The organism is Methylocystis sp. NC52PC (assembly GCF_055698645.1).
Map to the genome: position 1 here is coordinate 153,521 of NZ_CP170127.1, position 26,111 is coordinate 179,631.

Annotated in this window: 22 protein-coding genes and 3 pseudogenes; 5 read left to right on the forward strand and 20 right to left on the reverse strand. The window is 55.7% G+C overall.

What is annotated here, in order from left to right; translation table 11 throughout:
• Nucleotides 1-9: 9 nt before the first annotated feature.
• Nucleotides 10-1,040, reverse strand: a pseudogene (locus tag ACETII_RS02425) (IS110 family RNA-guided transposase).
• A 356-nt stretch (nt 1,041-1,396) separates the two neighbouring features.
• On the opposite strand from ACETII_RS02425, the gene ACETII_RS02430 reads away from it, so the two are divergent.
• From ACETII_RS02430 to tnpC (ACETII_RS02440), 3 genes are all read left to right on the forward strand, one after another.
• On the forward strand, nt 1,397-1,774 hold the full coding sequence (locus ACETII_RS02430; RefSeq protein WP_472786967.1) for a transposase: 378 nt from the start codon (nt 1,397-1,399) through the stop codon (nt 1,772-1,774).
• Nucleotides 1,771-2,115, forward strand: coding sequence for an IS66 family insertion sequence element accessory protein TnpB (gene tnpB / locus ACETII_RS02435; protein ID WP_472786968.1), 345 nt, complete (start codon nt 1,771-1,773; stop codon nt 2,113-2,115). The genes ACETII_RS02430 and tnpB (ACETII_RS02435) overlap by 4 nt, the downstream gene beginning before the upstream one ends.
• Before the next feature lie 80 nt (nt 2,116-2,195).
• Nucleotides 2,196-3,836 carry an IS66 family transposase gene (gene tnpC / locus ACETII_RS02440; protein ID WP_472786969.1) on the forward strand — a complete coding sequence of 547 codons (1,641 nt, stop codon included), beginning with the start codon at nt 2,196-2,198 and terminating at the stop codon, nt 3,834-3,836.
• Here tnpC (ACETII_RS02440) and ACETII_RS02445 read toward each other — a convergent pair.
• From ACETII_RS02445 to ACETII_RS02470, 6 genes and pseudogenes are all read right to left on the reverse strand, one after another.
• Nucleotides 3,789-5,171, reverse strand: a pseudogene (locus ACETII_RS02445) (recombinase family protein); the annotation flags it as partial. The gene tnpC (ACETII_RS02440) and the pseudogene ACETII_RS02445 overlap by 48 nt on opposite strands.
• Nucleotides 5,104-5,712, reverse strand: a complete 609-nt coding sequence (locus tag ACETII_RS02450) for a recombinase family protein (RefSeq protein WP_472786970.1) — start codon at nt 5,710-5,712, stop codon at nt 5,104-5,106. The gene ACETII_RS02450 and the pseudogene ACETII_RS02445, both read right to left, overlap by 68 nt.
• The gene (gene tnpC / locus ACETII_RS02455; protein ID WP_472786971.1) at nt 5,709-7,328 is read right to left on the reverse strand and encodes an IS66 family transposase; all 1,620 of its coding nucleotides are present in this window, start codon (nt 7,326-7,328) and stop codon (nt 5,709-5,711) included. Before tnpC (ACETII_RS02455) ends, ACETII_RS02450 begins: the two co-directional genes overlap by 4 nt.
• Before the next feature lie 81 nt (nt 7,329-7,409).
• Entirely contained in the window at nt 7,410-7,760 is a 351-nt protein-coding gene (gene tnpB / locus ACETII_RS02460; RefSeq protein WP_472788208.1) for an IS66 family insertion sequence element accessory protein TnpB, read from the reverse strand.
• Complete coding sequence (locus ACETII_RS02465) at nt 7,741-9,021, reverse strand: IS256 family transposase (RefSeq protein WP_472785725.1); 1,281 nt, start codon at nt 9,019-9,021, stop codon at nt 7,741-7,743. Before ACETII_RS02465 ends, tnpB (ACETII_RS02460) begins: the two co-directional genes overlap by 20 nt.
• Nucleotides 9,022-9,191: 170 nt before the next feature.
• A complete protein-coding gene (locus tag ACETII_RS02470) occupies nt 9,192-9,569 on the reverse strand; it encodes a transposase (protein WP_472786967.1) in 378 nt (125 codons plus the stop codon).
• Nucleotides 9,570-9,741: 172 nt separating this feature from the next.
• On the opposite strand from ACETII_RS02470, the gene ACETII_RS02475 reads away from it, so the two are divergent.
• Both ACETII_RS02475 and ACETII_RS02480 read left to right on the forward strand, forming a co-directional pair.
• Nucleotides 9,742-10,161: a hypothetical protein gene (locus ACETII_RS02475; RefSeq protein ID WP_472788219.1), complete on the forward strand. Its 420-nt coding sequence runs from the start codon at nt 9,742-9,744 to the stop codon at nt 10,159-10,161.
• Nucleotides 10,155-10,370, forward strand: a pseudogene (locus ACETII_RS02480) (transposase domain-containing protein); the annotation flags it as partial. The gene ACETII_RS02475 and the pseudogene ACETII_RS02480, both read left to right, overlap by 7 nt.
• A gap of 444 nt (nt 10,371-10,814) precedes the next feature.
• Here ACETII_RS02480 and ACETII_RS02485 read toward each other — a convergent pair.
• The 13 genes from ACETII_RS02485 to ACETII_RS02545 all read right to left on the reverse strand — a co-directional run bounded on the left by ACETII_RS02485 (nt 10,815) and on the right by ACETII_RS02545 (nt 26,032).
• On the reverse strand, nt 10,815-11,861 hold the full coding sequence (locus ACETII_RS02485; RefSeq protein ID WP_472786972.1) for an IS110 family RNA-guided transposase: 1,047 nt from the start codon (nt 11,859-11,861) through the stop codon (nt 10,815-10,817).
• 338 nt (nt 11,862-12,199) lie between these two features.
• Nucleotides 12,200-12,931, reverse strand: a complete 732-nt coding sequence (locus ACETII_RS02490; protein ID WP_472786973.1) for an FkbM family methyltransferase — start codon at nt 12,929-12,931, stop codon at nt 12,200-12,202.
• Between the two features lie 162 nt (nt 12,932-13,093).
• Nucleotides 13,094-14,098 carry a GDP-mannose 4,6-dehydratase gene (gene gmd, locus ACETII_RS02495; protein WP_472786974.1) on the reverse strand — a complete coding sequence of 335 codons (1,005 nt, stop codon included), beginning with the start codon at nt 14,096-14,098 and terminating at the stop codon, nt 13,094-13,096.
• Nucleotides 14,095-15,495: a hypothetical protein gene (locus ACETII_RS02500; RefSeq protein WP_472786975.1), complete on the reverse strand. Its 1,401-nt coding sequence runs from the start codon at nt 15,493-15,495 to the stop codon at nt 14,095-14,097. The genes gmd and ACETII_RS02500 overlap by 4 nt, the downstream gene beginning before the upstream one ends.
• A gap of 486 nt (nt 15,496-15,981) precedes the next feature.
• Nucleotides 15,982-16,647 (reverse strand): acyltransferase, encoded by a 666-nt coding sequence (locus ACETII_RS02505; RefSeq protein WP_472786976.1) that lies wholly within the window; start codon nt 16,645-16,647, stop codon nt 15,982-15,984.
• 17 nt (nt 16,648-16,664) lie between these two features.
• A complete protein-coding gene (locus ACETII_RS02510; RefSeq protein WP_472786977.1) occupies nt 16,665-17,942 on the reverse strand; it encodes a hypothetical protein in 1,278 nt (425 codons plus the stop codon).
• 8 nt (nt 17,943-17,950) lie between these two features.
• The gene (locus tag ACETII_RS02515) at nt 17,951-18,694 is read right to left on the reverse strand and encodes a class I SAM-dependent methyltransferase (protein ID WP_472786978.1); all 744 of its coding nucleotides are present in this window, start codon (nt 18,692-18,694) and stop codon (nt 17,951-17,953) included.
• A gap of 14 nt (nt 18,695-18,708) precedes the next feature.
• Entirely contained in the window at nt 18,709-20,052 is a 1,344-nt protein-coding gene (locus ACETII_RS02520) for a hypothetical protein (protein ID WP_472786979.1), read from the reverse strand.
• Between the two features lie 12 nt (nt 20,053-20,064).
• Entirely contained in the window at nt 20,065-21,186 is a 1,122-nt protein-coding gene (locus tag ACETII_RS02525; RefSeq protein ID WP_472788209.1) for a glycosyltransferase family 4 protein, read from the reverse strand.
• 9 nt (nt 21,187-21,195) lie between these two features.
• A complete protein-coding gene (locus ACETII_RS02530) occupies nt 21,196-21,834 on the reverse strand; it encodes an FkbM family methyltransferase (RefSeq protein ID WP_472786980.1) in 639 nt (212 codons plus the stop codon).
• Between the two features lie 92 nt (nt 21,835-21,926).
• Complete coding sequence (locus ACETII_RS02535) at nt 21,927-23,222, reverse strand: WcaI family glycosyltransferase (protein WP_472786981.1); 1,296 nt, start codon at nt 23,220-23,222, stop codon at nt 21,927-21,929.
• A 52-nt stretch (nt 23,223-23,274) separates the two neighbouring features.
• The gene (locus ACETII_RS02540; protein ID WP_472786982.1) at nt 23,275-23,814 is read right to left on the reverse strand and encodes a hypothetical protein; all 540 of its coding nucleotides are present in this window, start codon (nt 23,812-23,814) and stop codon (nt 23,275-23,277) included.
• A 1-nt stretch (nt 23,815) separates the two neighbouring features.
• Nucleotides 23,816-26,032 carry a GumC family protein gene (locus ACETII_RS02545; protein WP_472786983.1) on the reverse strand — a complete coding sequence of 739 codons (2,217 nt, stop codon included), beginning with the start codon at nt 26,030-26,032 and terminating at the stop codon, nt 23,816-23,818.
• Between the last annotated feature and the right edge of the window lie 79 nt (nt 26,033-26,111).

The window sequence follows — 26,111 nt, forward strand, 5'->3', positions numbered from 1 at the left end:
TAGCTGCGGTTAGGCCGAGCTGACGGTTAGACGCTGATCGTAGTTCATGCCGCTGGCGAGCAAGCTCCATGCGATCCGAGCGTTCTTGTTGGCGAGCGCGACGGCGACGACATTTGGATGATGGCGTTCGCGCGCTTTGAGCAGCCAAAGGCTTCTCGGATCCTGCTTCCCTCGTATCCGGCCCAAGGCGGCGCGTGCGCCGTGGATAAGCAAGGTGCGAAGATATCGGTCGCCGCGTTTGCTGATGCCGAGCAGCCGCGATCGGCCGCCACTCGATCGTTGTCTCGGGACAAGTCCGATCCATGCCGCGAACTGTCGTCCATTCTTGAAGCATTTTGCATCGCCAGCCGCTGCGACCAGCGCTGTCGCAGTAATAGGTCCAATTCCTTCGACCATGCCGAGGCGCTGACATGCTTCGCTTGTTCGATACAATTCCCGGATTTTGCGATCGTAAATTGCGACCCGCTTATCAAGGTCGATCAATTCCTCCCGCAATTCGCCGATCAACTCCCGAACAATGCTGTTCAGACCGTTGCTTCCTCGTCGACGATCCGCGGCAAAGTGCGCCGAAGATTGCCGATGGCCTGCGCAATAACGACGCCGTGCTCGCCGAGTAGGCCGCGGATCTGGTTCACAAGTCTAACCCTATTGGCGACTAGACGACTGCGAATCCGATGAATAGCCTGGATCGCCAGCTGTTCGGCGGATTTGACCGGAACGAACCGCATGTTCGGACGGCCGACTGCTTCACAGATCGCCTCGGCGTCATTCCGATCATTCTTGTTGGATTTTACGTATGGCGTGACGAACTGCGGGCTGATCAATCGAACGTCATGCCCAAGCTCGAAGAACGTCTTGGCCCAATAATGCGCGCCGTTCGAGGCTTCCATTCCAACAATGCAGGGCGGAAGATTCGCGAAGAAGGGCGCAACGGCCGGGCGGCGTAAAGTCTTACGCAAAACGACTTTGCCGCGTTCGTCAACACCGTGAAGATGGAAGACATATTTCGCGAGATCGAGGCCGATACGGACGATGTGCATGGTCGTCTCCTGCTCTGCGAGTGACAGTTCGACATCCCAGCCTAGGCCAAGGGCGGGGTCCATACCATTGCCCCCACGAATGCAAGCGAAATCTTATTTCGGTCACTGAGCATGTGGTCGAGCGCTGTCGTGTGTCCGGCTTCGTTATGCGGCCTTCACACGCCGCGAGCCCTTATGGAAAGTGCGCAGATCGGGTCCGTCACGCTTACGCGCGCTCGAGGCGCTTCGGTGCGAACTGATTCTCCCGATCCCGTCCTTTTCGACCGTCTGCCCATAAACCGTAAGCGTTCAGCCGGCGCCATTCTGCCGGCGAGCGGCGTGGAAGTGGTAGCGGTTGGACATGGATAGCAACATCTATGTCTACGCCTATGCGCAGGACTGACACGAACCAGTTCATTGAGGTCCGCGCGGAACGTCTCGAAGGAGCGCCGGTCGGAGAACGCCGACGTTGGTCGGAGGACTTCAAGGACCGAGCGATCGCCGCGTCGCTGGAGCCCGGCACGAATGTCTCGGCGCTGGCGCGTTCGCTGGATATCGCGCCGTCGCAACTTTTCGGGTGGCGTCGCGCTGCCGCTCTGCGGGCGGAAAAAATCGATCGCCAGGCGCCGGCGGAGCCGCGTGCGGCAAAGACGCGGCGCGTGGAGATAGAAATCGGCGGCGCGGTCGTGCGGGTGAACGCGGACATTTCGGAAGCCGACCTTCGCCGCCTGCTGCGCGCGGTGCGTGAGGCATGATCCCGCCGGGCGCACGGGTGCTGTTGCGGGCGGCGGCCGTGGATTTCCGTAAAGGTCCAGAAGGATTGGTTTCACTGGTTCGGGATGCCGGGGCCGATCCGTTCGATGGCTCCCTCTATGTTTTCCGAGCGAAAAGAGCCGACCGGATCAAGATCGTGTGGTGGGACGGTTCGGGCCTTTGTCTTTTCGCCAAGCGTCTCGAGCACTCGCATTTCTGCTGGCCGACAGCGGGGAGCCACGAGGTTCGTCTGAGCTACGCGCAAGTCATGGCGCTGGTCGAAGGACTCGATTGGCGACGGGTTCGGGCTGTGGACGTACGAGCGCCGCAGAGCGCAGGCTGACCCTATAAAAGACGTGCCGGAAGCGTTGAAAACCCAGAAAGTGCGGGACTTTCAGCGACGAAAGCGGTACCTTACGCAACATGATCGAGCGCTTCGGCGAGCTTCCTGACGACGTTGACGAACTGAAGGCGCTGGCGCGCGATGCCTTGGCGCGCGTCGATCGTTCAGAGACCGACGCGCAGGCATTCCGTTCGCAAACATTGAGCCTGACGGCGAAGGTCGAGGATCTCACGCAAACGAATGCGGCGGCGAAAGACGAGATCGATCGGCTGACTTCGATCATCAAGACGCTTCATCGCGACCGCTTCGGGAAGCGCTGCGAAAAGCTCGGCGCCGACGACGCCGAGCAACAAAGCTTCGTGTTCGAGGAAGTCGAAACCGGGCTCGCGGCAATCGACGCGCGGTTGGCCGCGAAGGCGGACTCCAAGCCGCGCAAGACGCCTCGCGACAAGCCACGGTTTCCCTCGCATCTGGAGCGGGTCGAGGAAGTCATGGAGCCTGAGATTCCCGATGAGCTCCAAGGCAAGGAGCGAGTCGAGATCGGGCGGGAGGAGAGCGTCAGGCTCGATGTCGTGCGCGCGCGTTTCCGGCTGATCGTGACGATCCGGCCGAAATACGCCTACAAGGACCCCGCCGTAATCCTGCAAGCGCCGGCGCCCGAGCACATCGTGGAAGCCGGCTTGCCGACGGAAGCGCTGCTCGCGCAAGTCGCGGTGTCCAAATACGCCGATGGGCTGCCGCTCTACCGCCAGGAGGCCATCTACGTTCGCGACGGCGTTGAGCTGGGACGCTCGCTGATGGCGCAATGGATGGGCGCGGTCGGCTTCCACTTCGAGCCGCTCGCGGCTCATGTGCTCGCGCGCATCCGCGAGGGTGAGCGGATTTTCGCCGACGAAACGACGCTGCCCACGTTGAGCCCTGGCGCCGGGAAGACCAAGACATCATGGTTGTGGGCCTATGCGCGGGATGACCGGCCTTTCGGAGGCGCAGGACCGCCGATGGTCGCCTACCGGTTCGAGGAGAGTCGATCCGGCGATTGCGCGGCGCGCCACCTTGGCGATTATCAAGGCATCCTGCAATGCGATGGCTACGCGGGATATCGCAAGCTCGTGGGCGCTCCGCATTCCAACGGCCTGCGTCTGGCCGGATGTTGGGCCCATCTGCGCCGCCGGTTCTTCGACCTTCACGCCAACGGCGAATCGTTCGTCGCGACGGCGACGGTCGTACAAATGAAGCAATTGTGGGCCGTCGAGGAAGAGGTGCGCGGTCAGCCCCCAGAGGCGCGCCTGGCGGCGCGAAGGGCGACATCGAGCGACATCGTGCAGGCGTTGTTCGATCTCTGGGAGCGCGAGCTGCCACGCATCTCCGGCAAATCGAAATTGGCCGAAGCGATCCGTTATGCCCGTTCGCATCGAGCGGTCCTCGGGCTCTTCCTCGACGATGGCCGCGTCGAAATCGACTCCAACATTGTCGAGCGGGCAATCAGGCCCCAGGCGATGCGTGAGTCATTGTGCGCCCTTTCTTTAAGTGTCTGGAAACATTGGAAGCGTGCCCGCGTCAACAGCGCGACACGGGCGACCTTTACGGGCCACCGCCATCTTCACCGGGTCCGACGCCAAGTCCTCGGCCCGTATTTGATGAGGAGCTCCGGCGACAACCTGCACCGCAGGAAGGACACCCGTTTTGATCAGGCGCCGAATCGTATGGTGTGTGACGCCTAACAGCTTTGCCGCCTCCCTCATGGTGAGCCATTCGCCGTCCTTTTCCGCCGATCGATAGGCATGGATTCGACGCACGCGTCGAACGGAAGCAACGCGATGCGCTGTCCAGGTTTTGCCTTGGCCTGTGGGCATGCCCATTCGATTGAGCGACGCGGCGATATGCTCGTCCGACCAGCGACCGGCCATGCTTCGCATGACCGCCAAAGCGTCCTCTGTCGTCGCGCAACCGTGCTCGCCAGCCCGTGGTTTACGGACGCGCAGTTCGGAATGCTGACCGCCACGCCAATAAATCGTCAGCACGACCTCGCGCGCGTCGTCGTCGACATCGACGATGACGTCGGCGATCAATGTCCGCAGCAGTTGTTGTCGGGCACGCATCGTTACGTTCGGCGCATGCCATGCTGCCGACAGATTATCCGCCAGGTTCGTGAAGGCGCTCGGGTCGACCTCGAGGGCTGATGGCCGTTCCGCGGGCTGGCGCATCTCCAGTTCGCGGACACGCCGCAGCGCCGTCTCCCAGCTTTTTTCTAGTTGCGCGGCAATGAGACGATTGTCGGGATCGCAGGCCGCATAACGGCGCTCGGCCAGACTTGCCTCATAGCGAGCCTGCTGCATTTCCATGTCCAAGATGCGTTGCTGGTCTTCCTGTTGTTCCCGGTGCATCCGCTCCGCCTCGAAAGCCGCCGCAATCGCCATTGGCTCCACCACCAGCAACAACTCCCGGGAGACAGCCGCATCGACCCGCGGGCCGCCGAAGGTCATGCACCGTGGCAGCCCCATCATAAGGTTTTGTTTGTCACAGCGATATACCGGCCGACTCTGAGGATTGCCCGTATATGCGACGCTCAGTCGCCGTCCGCATCGACGGCAAGTCATGACGCCTGACAAAAGCGCCTTGCCGCCCCGGCCAGACTTCGCGCCTCCGGCATGGCCGTAATTGTTGAGGGCGAGCTGCTTCTGGTTGCGCTCATATTCCGCCCACTGGATATAGCCTTCGTGATGATCCTTGATCATCACCTCCCATGTCCCGATCGGCTTGCCATGCCCGTAGCTCCGTCGCGCCCTTCCGTCGACAATGGAGGTGCGTTTCTCACTTTTCCCATAAACGTAGACCCCGGCGTAGAAGGGATTCTTGAGAACGGCGATCACATTGCGGTAGCGGATAGGCGTCCAGTCGAAGCTCGTCATGCGGCCCTCCTCTGAGGGACGTGGGAAGTGGATATGATCGGCTTTCATCGAGAGCAGAACCTGGCGCGCGCTGCCGAGTTCACGAAAGCGGGCGAAGACGAGGCGAATGACCTCCTGGAGACGTCGATCTATCGGGATCAAGGCCAAGCCCTGCTTCCCGGTGCCAGATGTAGCCGAAGGGAACCGACAAGCGAAGCTCGCCCCTGCTGGCCTTGGACCGGGCGGCGTCCAACATCCTGGTGCGTAGCACGCCGAGTTCGAACTCGCTGATGCTGCCTTTCATGCCAAGGAGTAAGCGATCATTGGGGCGACACGGGTTATAGACCCCCTCGCCATCAATGACGCGGGCTTCGACAAGCCCACACAATTCAAGCAGATGATGCCAATCGCGACCGTTTCGCGCGAGCCTGGAAGCATCGAAGCACAAGACAGCGCCGACCTTCCCGGCGCACAGCCATGCCACCAAGCGGTCAAAGCCGGGGCGCGCCACCGTTCCGCTCGCCGACCGGCCGAGATCGTCGTCGATGACTTCAACATCCACGAAACCGTGTTGGCGGGCGACATCAACCAGATCATATTGGCGGCGCTTGCCCTCCAGGTTGGTCATCACCTGCGATTGCGTCGACTGACGAACATAGACGACAGCTTTCTTCTTGAGGATGGTAAGCGTACACCCGGCACCGTTCACTCGGTGGGCTTGAAATTCCAGGGCATGAGCGCCTCGATGTTCTTGTTGGGCCATCGATCGGCGATTCGTTCGAGGGTCTGCTGGGCCCAGGCGTAGGGATCGACGCCGTTCATTTTGCAAGTCTGAAGCATGGTGGCGATGGAAGCCCACGTCCGTCCGCCGCCAGCGGACCCGGCGAATAGTGAGTTCTTGCGCGTAATGGCCTGGGGCCTGATCGCCCGCTCGACAATATTGGAGTCGATTTCCACGCGGCCATCGTCGAGGAAGAGGCCGAGGACCGCTCGATGCGAACGAGCATAGCGGATCGCCTCAGCCAATTTCGATTTGCCTGAGATGCGCGGCAGCTCGCGCTCCCAGAGGTCGAACAATGCTTGCACGATGTCGACCGATGTCGCCCTTCGCGCCGCCAGACGCGCCTGTGGCGGCTGACCGCGCACTTCCTCCTCGACGGCCCACAATTGCTTCATTTGTTCGACCGTCGCCGTCGCGATGACCGACTCGCCGTTGGCGTGAAGGTCGAAGAACCGGCGGCGCAGATGGGCCCAACATCCGGCCAGACGCAGGCTGTTGGAATGAGGAGCGCCCGCGAGCTTGCGATACCCTGCATAGCCGTCGCATTGTAGAATGCCGCGATAATCGCCCAGGTGGCGCGCCGCGCAATCGCCGGATCGACTCTCCTCGAACCGGTAGGCGACCATCGGCGGTCCCGCGCCTCCGAATGGCCGATCATCCCGCGCATAGGCCCACAACCATGACGTCTTGGTCTTCCCGGCGCCAGGGCTCAACGTGGGCAGCGTCGTTTCGTCGGCGAAGATCCGTTCGCCCTCGCGGATGCGCGCGAGCACATGCGCCGCCAGCGGCTCGAAGTGGAAACCCACCGCGCCCATCCATTGCGCCATCAGCGAGCGTCCCAGCTCAACGCCGTCGCGAACGTAGATGGCCTCCTGGCGGTAGAGCGGCAGCCCATCGGCGTATTTCGACACCGCGACTTGCGCGAGCAGCGCTTCCGTCGGCAAGCCGGCTTCCACGATGTGCTCGGGCGCCGGCGCTTGCAGGATTACGGCGGGGTCCTTGTAGGCGTATTTCGGCCGGATCGTCACGATCAGCCGGAAACGCGCGCGCACGACATCGAGCCTGACGCTCTCCTCCCGCCCGATCTCGACTCGCTCCTTGCCTTGGAGCTCATCGGGAATCTCAGGCTCCATGACTTCCTCGACCCGCTCCAGATGCGAGGGAAACCGTGGCTTGTCGCGAGGCGTCTTGCGCGGCTTGGAGTCCGCCTTCGCGGCCAACCGCGCGTCGATTGCCGCGAGCCCGGTTTCGACTTCCTCGAACACGAAGCTTTGTTGCTCGGCGTCGTCGGCGCCGAGCTTTTCGCAGCGCTTCCCGAAGCGGTCGCGATGAAGCGTCTTGATGATCGAAGTCAGCCGATCGATCTCGTCTTTCGCCGCCGCATTCGTTTGCGTGAGATCCTCGACCTTCGCCGTCAGGCTCAATGTTTGCGAACGGAATGCCTGCGCGTCGGTCTCTGAACGATCGACGCGCGCCAAGGCATCGCGCGCCAGCGCCTTCAGTTCGTCAACGTCGTCAGGAAGCTCGTCGAAGCGCTCGATCATGTTGCGTAAGGTACCGCTTTCGTCGCTGAAAGTCCCGCATTTTCTGGGTTTTTCAACGCTTCCGGCACGTCTTTTCTAAGGTCAGCCTGCGCTCTGCGGCGCTCGTACGTCCACAGCCCGAACCCGTCGCCAATCGAGTCCTTCGACCAGCGCCATGACTTGCGCGTAGCTCAGACGAACCTCGTGGCTCCCCGCTGTCGGCCAGCAGAAATGCGAGTGCTCGAGGCGCTTGGCGAAAAGACAAAGGCCCGAACCGTCCCACCACACGATCTTGATCCGGTCGGCTCTTTTCGCTCGGAAAACATAGAGGGAGCCATCGAACGGATCGGCCCCGGCATCCCGAACCAGTGAAACCAAGGGGATGTCCCGCTTGCTGTTGAAAAGCGAGCAGCGGGCGTCGCTGGTTGAAAGACTATGCTGCCCTCGCGGCATCAGCAAGAGTTGAGCTGGCTGAAGTGACGTTCAGCTTTCGGGCGGAGAGCGCCGCCCTCAGGATCGGGAGCTGCTTGTGAGCCTTGAGCCGCCGAAAGCCCTTGGCGGCTTCTTGCATGGCTGCGCCCGCCCAACGGAGAGCCATCGACGGGGATCGCCAGTATTTCACGTTCCGGCAGACGCGCCGCAACGTCCCCATCACGTTTTCGATCATGTTCGTGCACGCGAGCGATCGCCGCAGCTCAGGCGGCAGACCCAGCCTCGTGACGGTCAGCATCTCGTCGAGCCCCTCGAGGATCGAGGCGGAAACGCCTTGCCAGTCCTTTTCAAGGCGCCGGGCGAGGTTGCGCAATAGCTTCTCGGCCTTCGAGGCGTCATTCATCTCCCATGCCTGACGCAGCACCCGGCGAACGGACGCATGCATGGATTTCGGCAGCCGGTCCAGGATGTTGCGCGCCTTGTGGATCTGGCAGCGCTGAATGGCCGCCTCGCGCCCGAAGGTCGCCCGGATCGCCTTGGCGAGCGCTTTGGAGCCGTCGATGATGAACAGGCGAGGAACAGCGGGATCGAGCCCGCGCTCGACGAGATTGTCGATCAAGGCCTGCACGGTCGCTGCGTTTTCCGTCGCGCCCTCCACCAGCCCGAGCGGATGTTTGTCGCCGCTTGCGTCAACGCCGAGCGCCGCCACGAGGGTCATGTCCTCGACCATGCGCACGCCGTCGATCTGGATCACCAACAAATCCAGGGCGGAGAGGTCCCGCGCCATCCATTCCCGCAGCCGCGCCGCCGACAGCGCCACGAACCGCCGCGACGCCGCCGATTTCGACAGGCCGGACCCGTTACGCGCCGGAACGTCGCCCTCGGGCAGCCGGACCGAACGCTTGAACCTGCGCGTCGAGACATTGATCAGCATCTGGTTCATCGCCCATTTGCCAAGCCAATCCTCGGCTTGCGCCGCCTCCCAACTGGGTAGCGCCAACTCCTTGCCGTCAAATCCGCGCAGACGCGGACGGTCGATCTCCACCTTGCCGCCATGGAAACCGATCTGGCCCCTCGTCTTACCCCAGCGATGCGCCCGTCGCCCTTTGCCGCGCCCATGCCGAGGGCCGCAGGCCGCCGTCGCGTCGCTCTCCATCATCTCGGCCAGCGCCTCCATGCCCGAGACAAGGCAGAAGCTCTCGAAACTCGCCGTCATGTTGGCCAGCGCCTGCGCCTTCCAGGCGCTCGCGGGAATCGCCGTCGATGTGATAGCTTGGTTCATGGCGTTGCTTTCCTTCTGTGGAATCAGCACCCCGAGCCTACAAGCTCAAGGTCAGCAACGCCGCTCCTCCTATTTCAACATCGTTCGGGACATCGCCGAAACCAATCCTTCTGGACCTTTACGGAAATCCACGGCCGCCGCCCGCAACAGCACCCGTGCGCCCGGCGGGATCATGCCTCACGCACCGCGCGCAGCAGGCGGCGAAGGTCGGCTTCCGAAATGTCCGCGTTCACCCGCACGACCGCGCCGCCGATTTCTATCTCCACGCGCCGCGTCTTTGCCGCACGCGGCTCCGCCGGCGCCTGGCGATCGATTTTTTCCGCCCGCAGAGCGGCAGCGCGACGCCACCCGAAAAGTTGCGACGGCGCGATATCCAGCGAACGCGCCAGCGCCGAGACATTCGTGCCGGGCTCCAGCGACGCGGCGATCGCTCGGTCCTTGAAGTCCTCCGACCACCGTCGGCGTTCTCCGACCGGCGCTCCTTCGAGACGTTCCGCGCGGACCTCGATGAACTGGTTCGTGTCAGTTCTGCGCATAGGCGTAGACATAGATGTTGCTATCCATGTCCAACCGCTACCACTTCCACGCCGCTCGCCACCAGAATGGCGCCGGCTGAACGCTTACTGAGGATGACCGCGGGAATCATTTCAGCGCTTGTCATCGTCAAGCTCCTCTACGCTGAGGCCGGCAGCCTGCATGAGGATCTGAGCCAACGCCGAAATGATCTTGTCCCGCTCCGCGGAGCCCAGCCTTTCCAGCTTGTTGTTGTCGAATATCAGGGTCAGCTGCCGAGCCGGCTCCACCGCCGACGCTTTGGGAGATTGCATTGCCTTCCTCCGGAACGATCGCAACATCGCTCCGGCACCGTGCGGGATTGATCGCACCAATCAACAGTCGCTTCAGCTCGACGAGTGCGGCGAGATCGACGCGCGGGCCGCCAAAAGTCATTCCGGCGCAGATGACGGGATCAAGCATCCACCCCGCCATCGAGATCACAACGCCGGCTGGACCCAGCACCTGAAGAAATTGCCCAGTTGCTCGCTGCTCGACACGGCGGACAGCAACCTTGCTGCCAAAATACGGGTGCCACCGGTAATGGACTTCCAACTGCTGCCCGACATGGGCAGAATGAACGGGTGACGGCCATAACGCGTAAAAACTCACTCTTCGCCGGGTCCACTGGCGGCGGACGGACGTGGGCTTCCATCGCCACCATGCTTCAGACTTGCAAAATGAACGGCGTCGATCCCTACGCCTGGGCCCAGCAGACCCTCGAACGAATCGCCGATCGATGGCCCAACAAGAACATCGAGGCGCTCATGCCCTGGAATTTCAAGCCCACCGAGTGAACGGTGCCGGGTGTACGCTTACCGAAAAAGACGAATGCCGTCGCGCGCCCGAAATCAGCCTCTCACAAAAACCCACGCAAACGCCTATCGTCGTGAATAGATCAGGCTTCCGTAATGGCCCGCGTGAAGTCAAGTCCCGCGTATCAACTTCCCCAATCTATGGCGCAAGGCGTGAGCGCCCATCTCTCGGCACCGCATCGAACGCGGCGCTGGTGGACTGGTTTCCTTGTCTTCGTCGCCGGTCTCTTGCTTCCGTCCGTGGTCGGCGCGAAGCCGCCACATTATGCCATAAGAGGAAACGGCGAGCCTTTCTAACTACGCGTAGTCCATCGCAAGATGGCTACGGCCCGATCTCCGGCTTCACCGATTCCGTCGTCCCGGCGACGGGACCTCTGACGAAGCGGACCTTGTCAGGTCAGCTTCAAAATCGCGCTTCGCTCCAGTTTACGCATGGACGAGTTGCGGCGCCCTTCCTTCTTTCGTCCAGCGGAAACTCGATTCGTCGACCCACATCCGATGCAAGATCACCCCGATCTTGCGCGCCACGGCGACTTTGGCCCGTTTCACGCCCCGCCGTTTGGCGACGTCTATTCCCCAGCGCTTCAGCGCCGAGAAACGTGTAACTCGAGACAATAGCGCGTTGGCCGCTTCGTAGAGCGCGGTGCGCGCCATCTCGTCGCCGACCAGGCTCACGCCGCCCGTGATGTCGGTTTCTCCCGATTGGTATTTCCTCGGCGTCAGTCCGAACAATGCGCCGACAGCCTTGGATTTCTTGATCCGCGTCGGATCGTCGATCGCCGTTTTGAACGTAATCGCCACCAGCGCGCCCACGCCCGGCGCGGTCATCAGCCGGCGGCAAACAGCGTCGGCGCGGACGATCGCCAGCATGGCTTTATGCAGATTCGAATATTCTGTCCGTAGGGTGGCGCGCGCCGCGAGCATCGCTCCCGCGATCCGCTCCAACATCGCCTGGCCCACACACAACTCGCGCACCCGCGCGTCGAAGCCGTTACGCGTCACCGCGCCCATTTTCAGCCCAAACCCGCGAAGAATGCCACGAATGCTGAACTCCACATCGAGCAATTTTCCAAGCAGTTGCTTGCGAGCAACGAGCAGAGCTCGCACCTCCTGTGAACCGCTCGATTTGCAGTGAACCGGCCGAAACCAGCCCATCCGGATCAGTTGGGCGATGCCGCGCGCGTCCTTACGGTCGGTCTTCACGGTCATCGCCGAGAGCGCAGCTTTCACGTGCCGGGTCTCCAGAAGAACGGTTTCAAGACCGGCCGCGCTCAATCCGGCATGCAGCCACTGCGACAGAGGTCCGGCTTCAAGCCCAATCCGCGCTACCGGAAAGCCAAGATTCCTGAAAAACGCCACGAGCGCATCCGGGTCGCTCGCGACCTTCGCCTCCTTCATAATTTTCCCTTTCGCATCCACAATACAGACGCTCGAGAATTCCAAAGAGACGTCGATTCCAGCATAATGATCCATGGTTGTCCTCCGTCCTGCGATGCTTGGGGCCTGGCGCCAAACCAGGACCCCGTTTCACCATCATACGGGGGACAACCACCCCTCCGCCCAGCTCAGGGCCGGGCCATTACGGCATCTAAAGACTTCGACCCAGAACCGCTTAAAGCGGGCGTTGCCGCTCTCGCCAAACGTTGGTCTCGAAAGCCAGCCGCCAAAAAATCGCGCCCAGCTTAACGCGCGGGTCTGGGCGGATGGTTACTGCGGTCCGCCCTCTTCGCGCGAAAGACATGGATCGGGCTGTCGAAGGGATCCCAATGCATCGTCTCGCGCAGGCCGAGTCTTGGACAAATTATCTTTAATCAGAGCCTGCAAAGGCCGTACTCTGCCCCCAAATCGCTAACCCAGAATATTCCGTATCCGCAATCTCTCAGTTTCGACACAGACGCGCGCGTTGCATTCGCGTCCCTTCGTTGGAAGTGATGAAACTCAAGAAGTATATAGCTTGGAAATAACTTGCTAGATATCAAGTCATCAATTACTTCGTATTCGAACCCTTCGATATCCATCTTAAGAAGGTCAATCTCCAAGTGGTTGTTATTCTTCATAATTGTAGACAACCTTCTTACCGGGAACTTATGGACATTTTCTTCTGCGTTCGACGTTATTACTTTCGAGTACGATGGATCTCCTTTCTTAGGCGCAGAAAAGCAGGCGAATCCATCCAGAGACCCTAGCCCGATTTCCTCGAATACAAAACGCGGATCAGGCCCATACCTGGCGACGAACATGGCAGCACTCGGCGTGGGATCAAACGCATAAACTTTACACCCAAACTTTTCGATTATTTCCTTATCAAAGGAAATGTCTTCACCTACCCCGAATGAATAAACTACCGATTCTGCGTGTAACAACCCAACAGGCACAACCCAAGCCCCGTAATTATGTACGCCCTTGTTACCACCCACGTGCATGTAACGGATGCTCGTATCGGGGTCGTGGATTCTCCATCCACGTAGCCGGTTCACCTGACGGTATAGTGGGGGAAACCGCTTGATAGAGCTGCGAGCGATTTGTCTCAGTATCTCCTGCATCTATACTATCCCCTTTTCGCTCTGCACACACCAGGACGACTTTAAAGCAAACGCTCAGGCTTCCAAACGGAAAAAACACTACACAACTTGGAATAGCTGGCATCGACCTTCAAGAAGCAGCCGACCCAAAGCACCACTACGGCTATATATCAGATACTGCGCTTATTTGATGCTAATCGCAAAATCGGGGCAGGCGGGAGTTCTGCGTTGAAGGTCGGCGTCCACCATCTCGCGGATCATCTGATCGAGGGTGATTTCCGGGGCCCAGCCCAGAACCTTGCGCGCCTTGCTCGAGTCGCCGAGCAGCACGTCGACTTCCGCCGGGCGGAAGAAGGCGGGATCGATGACGAGATGCTTCTCCATGTCGAGGCCGGCGTGATCGAAGGCGATGCGGCACATGTCGCGCACCGTCGTCGTCACGCCCGTCGCCACCACATAGTCGTTGGGCTTCTCCTGCTGCAGCATCATCCACATGGCGCGGACATAGTCCTTGGCGTGGCCCCAGTCGCGCTTGGCGTCGATGTTGCCGAGCCGCAGCTCGCTCGCCTGGCCGAGCTTGATCTGCGCCACGCCGCGCGTGACCTTGCGGGTGACGAATTCGACGCCGCGCAGCGGGCTCTCATGATTGAAGAGAATGCCGGAGGAGGCGTGCAGGCCGAAGCTCTCGCGATAGTTCACCGTGATCCAGTGGCCGTAAACCTTGGCGACGGCGTAGGGCGAGCGCGGATAGAAGGGCGTCTTCTCGTTCTGCATCGGCTCCTGAATGAGCCCATACATCTCCGAAGAGGAGGCCTGATAGAAGCGCGCGCCCGGCGCGCCGAGCCGCATGGCCTCAAGCATGTTGGTCACGCCCACGGCGGTGACATTGGCGGTCAGGATCGGCTGGCGCCAGGAGGAGGCGACATAGGACTGCGCGGCGAGATTGTAGATCTCGTCGGGACGGACGTCCTCGATGGTGCGCAGGAGACTCGACAGGTCGATCAAGTCGGCGTCGTGCAGATGCAGCTTGCCGCTGATGCCGAGCCAGCGCAGACGGTGGTCCTCGACGCCGCGATGCGACGAGCGGCGGACCACGCCATGCACTTCATAGCCCTTTTCGAGCAGAAATTGCGAAAGATAGGCGCCATCCTGCCCGGTAACGCCAGTCACAAGCGCGCGCTTGGTCATTTGCGACGCAAGATGTTGCCGTTGGTTTCATCAACCCAAATCCTACCGGGTGGAAGCCTCTCTGGCGAAGTCGGCAAATTAGAAAAACTGATGTCTTCAGCGCGTTGGTCGGAGAAGTTCATCGGTTCCCGAGAATGATAAATCTTGACCCGCCCCACCGCAAACCCCCCCTGGCCACCGCCATCGCGGTTTGCAAACGATAGGCGAATTTGATTCACCGGACTTCCAAAAACGAATAAGAAGCGAAACCGACGCCACCCGTTTGCCGGAACCCTCAAGACCCGCTGCCAGCAAACGTCTCCGTCGGAGAACAACGCTGCGTCAATGACATCAGCGCAGATAACCCCATAGCGCGTGAGGTCGAATTCGATCCAAGCGGGATCCCCTAATCGAATCTCTGGGGCATCCTTAGACAGAATCACTCGCCATCCCGATCCCGGCTGCACGCAAGAGGCATCATTCTGACCAAGCGCATCTGGAACACTCGAATGTTGAGAGGTTGAATCCACACCATTTGCAATAGCAAAGCCATCTGCAGCGCTATCCAGAACGATAGATGAACCAGTGGCATCCCCTCCACCCAGCCAACCGTGACAAAATCTTGGATCGGTTTCGAAGATGCCGTTAGGATCCAGTACTGTCGCAATGCCCTGAGCTTCAGAAACTAGAGGTGCGGGCGAATTAACACCGTGAGCGCCAAAAGTGTTAAGGGCAACTAAGTTGGTCTGATTAAATGGATCCGGGCGAGGCGCTTCTTTAAATTTGATTATTTCAGACGGCGGCGTTCCATCAAAACTGTTTAGGCAGATTTTAATGCTTCGCAAATTAGGGGTTGTTGAGTATAGGAATGGCACCGCCGGCCCCCCTGAAACCTTATTACTCAGAAAGATGTGACCGTCGGCATAGCCCAGTACGCTATTCGCTAAATCCGGACTCAACGCTCCGTTACACGCACCAGAAGACGAAACCTCCGAAGCGAATAAAATTCTGCAATCTTCCGGAGATTGGCCCTCATTCCCAAATTTGTTATGGGACGCCACAAAACCCACCCCAGCATTTACCCTACTTTCATGTAAAACTAACCAAATTGAACTCCTAGGGTATAGAGGATCGCCTCGGTCGAAAAATAGAAAGTCATTGTCATGAACCATGCAGGAAACCCCCGCACTCCTCAACTTCAGATGCACCCGGTTTTTGAGGAAGGAATTGCGGGTGATCAGTGAGTTGTCGCAAAATCTGGATAAAGCAACTCCGATCGTGTGCGTTGAATTCGCTGCACTAAATACATTTGCGTCTATCAGCCAGTACGGTTCATCATGGCCGTTATTCTGAATCGCGCATTCCCGATAATCCTCGAAACGGTTGTTCTGGAACACTTTTTTACCGGTGACGTTCACTCCCCGAAAATCTGAGAAAAAGGCTCCGCGCCCTCCACGAATTGTAAGACCTTCGAAGAGACAAGAGCCGACTGGGCGCTCTGTATATAGAAAGTAATTATTTTCGCCCAGCTGGATTACCGAAGATCCTGATCCCGAACCACTTATTGCAAATTTAGACCCCGAAAAATTAGCTCGTTCCCCGCCGTTATAGTAAAATATCCCGGGCCCAAATCGGAGGTGTGCTTGTCCCGCAACAGCCAGAGCTTGATTTATGGTCCGCGTATCATCATATCCACTAGCGGCGACGAATATCTCTTGCAAGGGGGCCCCCTCCTGATCCCCTGATTTCGGCATTTCGACCTCGGTGGCTAACAGGGATTCGGGTAAGATACCGATACATGCGCTTAGCCAGCGAGTTAAAAAGCGTCGAGATACGCGAACCATACTATTTCCCTATTCTGAGAGCTTCTTTCCACGTTCGGACCAACTTTACGAGCATCGCCTTTAAGCTACGAACCCCTCTCTACGGTGAAAATACGCACACTCCGGGTCCAGTTGACGGACAGCCTTTGCAGGAACTCCGCTGTAAAGCCAAAACCTCTCCGTCTCCGGTTTGTGGAGAGTGGAACCTGCCGCCAACACACAGAAATCCGGAAGCTTAGAGCCTTTCAGCAAAACAGCCCGCGTGCCAACGAAACAATAGGCACCTATGAAAACCGGCGAAGCTCGCTGCGCAGACGCGCGAATGTCGATTCCGTGTGTCAAGATCTGACTGCCCCAGCCACCCAAAACTGAGAATTCCCCAATCGAGACCAAGTCGCTGCAATCAATAAAGTGTCGATTCGTGATTGCAGCATGCTTCTTAACAATCAAAGTCGAACTACGCTCTTCGTTGTCTTTAAAAAACGACGTGCGATCAAGTAATCCTGTAATCCAATTTAGATTTCCTATAGACGCGCACTCTTCCATCAACACCCGGCGAAGGCCCTTCACGATGGTGAAATGACCAATCCTCGAGCCCCTTTCCATCTGAACGCTCGTAGCACAGACAATAGAAATTCCAATTTTCGAACTTTCAGCCAAACGATAATTAAAAAGCATGCATAATAAGCGTCTTCTTAAAGGCCATGGTAAAAAGAACAATGGCACTTGCACTACCGCACGGATCATCTGGCTCTCCACGAATTTCAGCCTCCTAGCTTACGGCAACTTAACATAGTCAAAATCGTGACAATTGTCGAAACAAGCACGAGATTGCTCATCGCAACAAACAGCCCTACCCCACCGTAGAAATGCGCGCCTATGGCTCCAAAAAGTGGTACTAGAAAAGCCTCTATCCAGAACAGCCACCGCAAACGCTCTGTGACAATCAAATCCGGAGTCGTTACCGCAAAAAGTAAATATTGTCCAAGCAAGGAAGAAGAAAACAGCGCGATCGCGAGACACCCCGCGTAGTCAATGGAGACACTACCTCTTGTCCAAAGCTCAAATATTAATGAGCCATAGGAGGCAAAAAGCGCCCAGATCCCAACTAACAGGCCCACCCATAGTGTTAAGGCCGCGAAAATAATTCTACCGTATAAGCTAAAGTCCGCTCGCCGCAGTGCATCAGCAACTCCCGAAAAGAAGACGGGAAAAAAGATAGATGCGGAACTATACATCAGAGTAGAGAAGCGCAGTCCCATCCCAACTGAAGCAATTTCCTCGGACCTCCCGAGAAAGTCCAAAATCATCAGGGGCGCCTGCGTCTTACAATACAATGCCAGCCCATATCCATGGCCGTATCCGCCAACAGAGAGTAGTCGACTGAAAAAAATATGGAGTTCCGAAAGTTTCGGCACTTTTACGAGAGAAAGATTAAAGAGGACAAAGCATCCAGCTGCCGCGGTTGGAAGCAACATCCCTACATAATAGGCTACGACAAACGCAGAAGATCCACCTTTTGTCAACGTTAGTATAAACGTTGCAAAAAGACTAACGGCTGTACCGAATGCGTTCAGGAGATTGAACTGAGAAGCCTTGTGGTCTACCAGGAAAATCTGTTCGGACAGGGAGAAAAATAAGAGTAAAGCATTACACGTTGCCGCAGCGACGATGGGTGCTTGCGCAACGGTTGGAGACGTAATCAACGCTTTTGACAAAAGCGCAATCGTCAACGTTGCCAACGCACAAACAGATGCGGCCAAAAAGGCACTTTGAATATACCTCTCCCGGGAGTCAGGTTTTTCCTGCTCCTTCACAAGCAAAGCCGGAAGCGACGTGCTCATTCCGAATAAAGACAAGTAAAACCAACCGACGAAGGAGAGTGCAAACATTTGGAGCTTCAGCCCCTGCTCACCAAGCGCTTCGGCTAGCAGATAGGTTGAAAAGATCTGGTTGAGGAACCCAGCAACTTTAGCCACCATCCCCGACAGCAAGACGGTGGAATAGGCGGATTTTTTTTGTAGGAGTCCGATATATCTCATGCGTGTAGCTAAGGCAATTTCTGAGCAAATACGAAAATGGTAGACCACAAGCTCTCGGGCAACCATTTAAGCATAAGGTCGGCAGCCTTATTCAGATAAAAACTGTTTCCCATGTATGCTGGCTCGCTCTCCCAGTGGAAAGCAATCAGATGCCAGTTCTCTTCAGCAAACACCCTCCGTAGATCCCGCTTAGTATTCAATCTGTAAACAGTCGGAAAGACATCTTTGTCCTTTCTATCAGGCTGCGCCACCCTCAAAACACTCTTGTGTAGCCTCTGTGGCACAATTCGATTAGCTACCGAAATGTAACCATACAGGTTTGGCGTCCGCGCGCATATCCATCCTCCCGGCTTCAACACACGGCTCACTTCACTTACAAATGCACTCGGGTTGCTGACATGCTCAAACGTCCAATCGGAGATAATGAGATCGACCGAGTTGTCGCCGATAGGAAACAGGAGGTCGGGCCCAATTACATGAGCTTCATCAAGGCTCGGGTTTTCGAGTACTTCATTAGATATATCTAAACCGATCACCTTTTGACATCTTTCCTTAAGAAGTCGGAGCCTTCTCCGAAACGGTACGTCATCATCATAAAAAAAGGCCCCGCGCCCAGCACCCAAATCAAGCGCAGTGTCGGACTGTTTCAGTAAGGCATCGACTCTCGTATAAAATGCAACGGTTCCGTCACGGCCCGAAAACCCCCCCGCCCCTATCTCTGGATAAATCTTACGCGCAGTTTCCTTTTTCATGCCTCTCTCCGCCGTCACATGTACTCTTTTGGCAGTAACGACCTCAGATCGCTTCTTACAGGGTGATTTACCTCCAAATCCGTTACTGAGACCTCACCCCCGACAAGTTCGACGCTGCGAGATTTCATGGAACGATATATTTCTATAAAGATCGTTGCAAAAATGCTCACCATGAAGAACCTAAACACAGTGCGGCAAGGGTAGGCTAGACCCATATACCAAGCTCCAGCTACCAAAATATTGTTGAACATGCCCGCCAAAGACATGTGTCTGCTAAGCTGGATTAAGTTCAGGCGTGCGGCTAGGCTCGCTGTCGCGAAGTATAGAACCACAAAAATGGTTCCGAAGTAGTATGTCTCTTGCACCGCCCCCATAGGGACGTATTCGTGCAAGCGAACCATGGCGGAATCCCTCAAATCATTGAAGCCGTCCATAAACGAGGGCAGAGGGGAAAAGGATAAAATTTTGTAAGAGGCGGCAAAAACCGCTTCTCTAGAGAACAGCTCTGCTGTACTAAATACTCCTTCGGCCAAATTTATGACTGGCCCAAAAAGCCCCACATCATTGTAGCCCACAAGCGCGTTGTCGAAGTATTCGCCGAGGCTGGAAATCCCGTGGCGGTAGCTTGCTCGCCCCCCAAGGACCGACAAAATCGTCAGATAGCCCAATGCTACAAAACCAAGAGATAGAAGCCTGGTTCCCTGCGGCGATGCGATGCGAGTCGCGAAAGCTGCGATGAATAAAAACATTGCACAAATACGTGAGTGTGCACTCAATTCGAAGAGGAAGAACCATATGATGGCGGGAAAGAGAAACAAGCAAGCTTTCCGGTGACCGGCCCTATAAAATACTCCCGCCGAGATGATAGTCAGCATACCCATTGGACCAAACGCACTCGCTAGAATTCCGGAGTACCAAGTTTGCCAGAGTGCCTCGGGCGATTTCTGTAGTAAATATTCGCTTGTGAACCAAAGCGTTCCATCCTTAAACAAGGAAGCGTGCAGAATTTGGTAAGAATATACGATCACAATACTAAATAAGACCAAAACAACTGGTACGTCCACTCGTGCTGAGGTAAGCGAGCCCCTATCGATGCGAATTCCCAGACTTAGTAAAAAAACTAACATAAACATACTAAAAAACAGCAGCTGGACATAATCACCGCTTTGGGCAAAAGACATAGAGGACCAAGTGTAAAGAAATTGGGATTCAAGGAGACCTGCACGAACCCCTTCATATGTTAATTGGCCAACGATGAAATAAAGCATGACTCCTTGTGGAAAAGGGAGAAGCGCCTTATTTCGGGAGCTTCGCAAAAGCAAAGCCAATTCAATCGCCAGAAGGAAAAGTGGCAGCACGGTCTTGTTCCTCTATATTCTCGCTCGCTCTGGGACTACGAGCAGAGGCTCCAATTGCAATAGGGAATGCAGAATGCGACTCGAAGTTGTCCTGTTTTCTTCAAAGATAGCATGCGCCCTTTGGCTAAGAAGACGGTACAGGTTAGGATTAGAATGTATACTAAATATATACTCAAGCGCGGAGCTGACGAAATCCTGCTCCCGAGGTACGACGAGTCCACCGTCCTGGACTTGGCTTCCAATTGCACCGCGACGATAAGCCACAACCGGAATCCCCCGGGCCATGGCTTCATGCAAAACGTTGGGTTCGGCCTCGTTTTCGTAGCAGGTTGGAAAAACGAAGAGATCAATATCTGAAAAGAAATTCTCTTTAGCAGAGCCGTATACCGGGCCGCGCCACTCGAGGTAACCGTCTGCTTTGTCGATTGCAGCGAGCACCAAAGCGCGCTCGACACGATCTTTGATGGGACCAGCCAGCACTGCTCGGATTTCGAGGTTTGCCGATCTCAGGGCTTGAAACAGCTCAACGAACTTGAAAAGACCTTTGGAAGCATCAAGGTTACTCAATAACCCAAGCGTGAAGGGCCTTTCTTTTGTCCTACGATCGCGTGGCTCGCAGCTTGGCCAATGTGCTGCGTTTGAAAATACTAAAACCTTGGCGGGTTTGGAATAGCGATTCACAAAAGCCTGCGCCATCTCCGCTGCGAGGAAAACATGAACTAGGTTGTTTCCTCCTGCGGCGAGGACAGCGCTCATCAATCTTCGCTCAGTGTCAATATAATTGTAACTATGATGGTGTATGTAAATGGTATAACCGAGCAGACGCGCAAAAACAACTTGCGTCAGAAGATAACCAAGCCCGAGGCCACCATCGCATCCAATGACGGCAATTCTGCTTTCCTTGGAGGTCGCTGCAGTCCGAATCAATACGGAAATGGATCTAAGAACGCGAACAACACGGGATAGATGAAACAGAAGCCGGATATTGGTATTTATCCCGCTCACCCGCACGATTTCCAAGTGACAAGTCGCCTGTAAAGCCTCTCCTAAAAGTTGTGTCGTTATCGCCATTCCGTACACCGGAGGTGGGAGCTGACCAATAAATACGACTTTCGGAATGCTATCCACGGTCATGTTGATCACTCAAGCCTGCAGATTGCTGTTGGACCGCTGAAAAAGAAAGTCCGCTTGTGTGGGCCCGTACCTCCGCGTGATTGACTGGTTGAATACACCCGTCAAAACAAAAGAGTGGTTCGCTAAGTAGCAGATTATTTCGCTCGCGAGAGGTTGTCCTTCGTAAAGCTCGACGAATGAAGCTTCACAGTAAATAGCGTCAATAAAAGAAAGGACGTCTTGTGCTCCTTTTAACACGTTAAGTTCACCGCCTTGTACATCCAGCTTTGTTAGTATTGGCCTCTGCATGTTTTGGAGAGAAATAACATCTGGCAGTCGAGCTATCTGCACTTGGATTTTAGTCTTGTACGAGACGCCATAGGCGCTGCTCTGCCCGGCTCCGGGCCTAAGCAGAGATGACGAGTCCGCTCGAGAAGCTACAAAAAAATTGTCTCTTCCGGAGGAAGCTCCCAGCGCAATAGGATATAAATTAGCTTTGCCTCGAATAACGGAAAGGTACTTGAGCCGTTCACTTTCTAACGGCTCAAATGCGAATATATCTATCGCTGGAAACAGATGTTGAGCGAGAAGAGAAAACTGCCCCTTATTGGCACCCACATCGATCAATGTCTTCGGAGCAAGCCGACGTATTGCATCAGTGTGCTCCACGGCCGGAATTACGCCCCTGACTATCGCGGGCCAGAATGAAGGTTTCGACAGCGCTAATAGGTATTTCTGGAGGTTCTTAATGTGGATCTCCCTTAGCTTCGGCAATTTGTGTATGCAGCATGGACTACTTCTTGCTCTAGTATCGGTAACAGGTGCGAACCGGCTAGAGTCTTCGCGAGTAAAACACCTCTTTCAACTCTCCTTTCATGATCTTGGCTTTTTGCTTTACGAATGGTCTCTGCAAGAGCAGCATCGTCGCCAGGTGGGCTGGTCAAGGCGATACCAGTCAGAATTTGGAACAACTCACTTCCAGGATCAACAGTTGCAACGATTGGTCGTCCACTGGCTAACATCGGGCCAAGCTTTGAAGGTAAGAGCAGCTCGGACGTTCCTTTCTGCTGCGGCAGCAAATGCAGATCCGCCATCCCCAGCAACTCATTCAAGCAATCTGGCGGTTGAAGAGGCAAAAACGATACGTTTGGAAGGCCGCGACTGGCGTCGGCAAGGCTGCGTTTTGATGGGCCTTCGCCAGCGATTACAATGTGGATTCCCCTTTGCTCGCGAAGTCTGCGTGCGGCAGCGATCACCACATCTAGCGCCTGTTTTGGGCCTACATTTCCGGCGTAGAGTGCAACGAACTTTTGGCTATCCAGACCGAGCTGCGTGCGGTATTGATTGGGTAGATTTCTATCGAGGGGTTTTATCCTATCTGTATCTACCCAGTTCCGAACAACAGCTGCCCGGGATGGGGGAACACCCTTCTTGATAAGCTGGGTTCGCATAGCCTCTGATATAGTGATAACTCTATCGAATCCTCGCAGTAATGTCCTTTCGATTGAAAGTGCAATCCAGCGTATATGTTTGCCTCTCAAATGACCGACCTGGAAAGCGGCATCGACCTCAAGGTCTTGAACATGCAGAACACACTTGGCCCTTTTTATCTTTGAGATTAGCAGGGCCACAGGCGCAGCAAACAGTGTTGGCTCGACGCACAGCACGACGTCTGGCTCAAAGGAGAGTACCCGCAGTGCGACAGCCGCCGCTCCAGAGATAGCAAACGAAAAAGGTGCGAGCAAACGCCAGATCCCACCGCCGTCTCTTTTCATAAGCATTGGACAACGGGTTATATTGATCGGCCCAGCAATTGTTTCCTTTATGTAGCGAAAAGATCGATATGGCTTTCTTACATACCAACCAGGATAGTGGGGAGGCGCTGTGACGACCTCGACTTCGTGACCACGCGAGGCTAAATACTGGGCGAGTTCACCCGTGTATTTGCCACAGCCAATAACTTCTGGGGCGAAATTTATTGCGTAGATCAATATCTTGCTGGAACATTTACTTACGACGGCGAGCTTTTCACCCTCCTCGGCGCGATCTTGATACATCAAACGCTCCCACCCTGAACTATCGCTTAGCTTTCCTTCCTTGCTACAAAACTTAGAATCCAAGTGCATTCATCCATGGCTGCTCTCCGCCCTGCACGATTAGTCTCTTTCTGATCACTTGTCGGGATGCCGGAGGCATATTTTGCAACGAAACGCGTATCAGTTGAACATGCTCAGGGTACATCGAAGGCAAAGACGCGGTCAGCTCACTCAGGGCATATGCTTGTTTTTTGGGAGGCAAAGCTTCCCACATTGAAAAGAAAAACGATATACGACCTACAATTGAATCGATCTCTTTGGGCTCAGTGAGCTCCGACATTTGGAGAGCCGAGCGCGCTAGATCATCCATGCCCAGTCGATTGAACCGAACCTCGGCTAACCTTAGCCAGTCAATGCCAGAGGCAGGCCTCGATTTCAATTTCTCCCTCAGGCGATCTTCGTCAGCTGTCGATGCTGCACCGACGCCAGGAGAACTTATCGGGAATTCCGTCTTGGAAGAGTCGCTTATCAGAGAGCTAACTGTCATAATTCCAGCCATGAAAGTTAAAGCCGATATAGTCAGCATTAGCGATTTTTCAGTCGCATCGCCCATCCTAGTTCTCATAATATTTGCCGTAATACCGGGCAGGGTAATACGCATAAGCTCCGTACCTTGAGGTCTTACGCTCATCTATGCAAGTTAATACGAGCCCAGCGATAAGTCTTGCTTTATTGAAGACCTCCAGATTTCGAGCGACCACTTCTCGGGGGGTTGATTGCCAACGCACCACAAATACAACCTTATCGGAAACGTTTGCCAAAACCTTCGCGTCTATCACAGGCTCAACTGGAGGGGAGTCTATGATGATCAAACTGAAGCGCGCCTTAGCCTCTTCGATGAGATTTTTCATGCGCGCGGAACCCAATATATCCGGCGGGTTCTGTGATTTGCCGCCCGCCGGCAGAAAAAAGAATCCGCTTTTTTGCGAAATCACATTTGCAAGTGGTAGCGCATCAGTGAGCGCCTCCATCAGCCCGCTTGTATTGCCATGGTCAAAAAATCTACTGTTTGATGGATGTCTCATATCGGCATCAATAAGCAACACGCTTTGTCCGCTTTTTGAGGCAGAGGCGGCAATGCAGCGCGCCAACGTGGATTTGCCTTCGCTGGCGATTGAAGAGGTTACAAGAATTACTCTTGGGGGCACGTCAACGTCCGCGATCTGGATGCCAACGCGAACCGCACGGACCGCCTCAGCGAATCGGGATAGAGGCTTTATTTGAACGAAATCGACGGAATCGACTGATCTATCATTTATCCGCAGATCCTTCTCGTTTAGCAATGGCACGGAGGCTAGCACGGGAAAACCTAGCTTTTCTTCGATCTCCCTTGCAGCTGCAAAACCTGGATTAAGGCGGTCCAGCGCGACGCTACCAAAAATTCCGAGGATAATCCCTAAACCGGCGGCCAAACCAAGGAACAAGCCTTTCTTCGGATAGGACGGCTTCGAAGGCTTCGTTGCAGGTGAAATCACTCTTGCTTCGCGCTCCTCTAAGCCGGACTGTTCTTGCGTAATCTTCGACCGTGCTAAGAAGCTTTCGAATATTGCTTTGTTTGCCGCATTGATTCTTTCCAGCTCTCTTAATCTTACACCAACGTTATTATCTATGCCCGTCTTGCCAGTAGCTTCATTAAGGCTAAATTCGAGGGATCTTTCTCGAGCCTCAGCAACCTCGTAGTCGTTTCTCAAATTGAGCAAAATTCTCTTAACCTCAGCGGTTATCGAGCGCTCAATATCACGGTGCTCTGCCCGCGCATTGATCAACGCTGGATTACGTGGTCCATATCGGGCTGACAGATCGGCCTCTCTACGGGCGACCTCAGCCTCTTGATCACGCAACCTCGTAATCACATCGGAGCGAACGACGTCAGGTATTCCTTGTATATCTCCCCCTCCTGTGACAACTTTTTTTACCTGTTCGTACTTGGCGCGCCTCTCAGCCACGTCCGCTCGAGCTATGATCAATTTCTCGTTTAGCTCCGAAAGCTGTTGCTCTGTGACAGTCGTCTTTCCCTCGCTAGACGTTGCCACAAGATTATGTTCCCGCCGAAAATTAGCTACATCCTCTTCAGATTTTCGCACTTGTTCTCGCAACTCTTCGATGCGCTCGCTAAGCCAAACTGCAGCGTGTCTTGCAGCTTCGTATCGCGCCTCGACCTGATCCTCCACAAAGGCATTCGCAATCGCGTTGGCCAGATGCATGGCCTTCACTTTCTCCTTCGAAGTGACCGAGATGGAAAGGACATAAGTCCGGTTGACACGGGAAACATCAATTGCATCACGAAAGCCCTTTATGGTGCGAGCAACCTGCGGGGGTATTTCATCCTTGCTAGCTTTTTGGGCCACTCCGTTGTCTGGGGCCTCTCCTTCAAAAAAACCCGAAATTCGCGCGAAAAACCCAACCTCGGTGAACTCTGGATCTGAGACGAGATTTTCTTTCTCCACGACGCGGCGAAGGAGACCCGTTGACTGGATAACCGAAACCTGACTGTCAACGTTGCTGCTTTCGAGGTTGAGCTCCGCGACAAGCTGATCATTGCCAAGAATCTTCTCCTTTCGTGGCTGAAGAAAAACTTGCGAAGTTGCAGTGTAGCGGGGTTGGATGGTCATCAATACGAGGACCGAAACAGCAACCACCACTGCGGCCACCAACATTATATTCTTCCAGCGGCGCCAAAAAAAATCCTGTATTTCTCGGAGGTCAACTTTATCAGCCAGGCTCATTGGGCCCGGACCCGCTAGCTTATGCGTTAGAAGAGGATTGTTCATTTTTCAATTCCGTCAGCTTTGTCTCTATGGGTTAAAAACCGACACGGTCAGCTGGTAGTTTTGTTCTCCGACGAGCGGA